Source organism: Achromobacter sp. SIMBA_011, assembly GCF_046535435.1.
In the GTDB taxonomy this organism is placed as follows: Bacteria; Pseudomonadota; Gammaproteobacteria; order Burkholderiales; family Burkholderiaceae_B; genus Achromobacter; species Achromobacter dolens.
The window spans coordinates 1-240 of sequence record NZ_JAWRWN010001137.1 but is presented as its reverse complement, the minus strand read 5'-3'; the positions used below and the strand labels follow the sequence as shown (position 1 = coordinate 240).

The 240-nt window shown below is 64.2% G+C and carries 1 pseudogene; it reads left to right on the top strand.

Going from position 1 to position 240, the window contains the following annotated elements:
- Positions 1-240 (top strand): annotated as a pseudogene (locus SB816_RS34590) (sorbosone dehydrogenase family protein); the annotation flags it as partial.

Here is a 240-nt window from a genome sequence, read left to right as displayed (position 1 = left end):
CCAGCCGTGACGGCAAGAAGCTCTACGTGGGCGTAGGATCGAACAGCAATGTCGGCGAGAACGGGCTCGACGTCGAATATCGCCGCGCGGACGTGCTCGAAGTTGATATCGCCACGGGCGGCAGCCGCATTTACGCTTCGGGCATCCGCAATCCGACGGGCCTTCAGTGGGAACCGAAGACCGGACGCCTTTGGGCCATCGCCAATGAGCGCGACGAAATCGGCGCGGACCTCGTGCCCG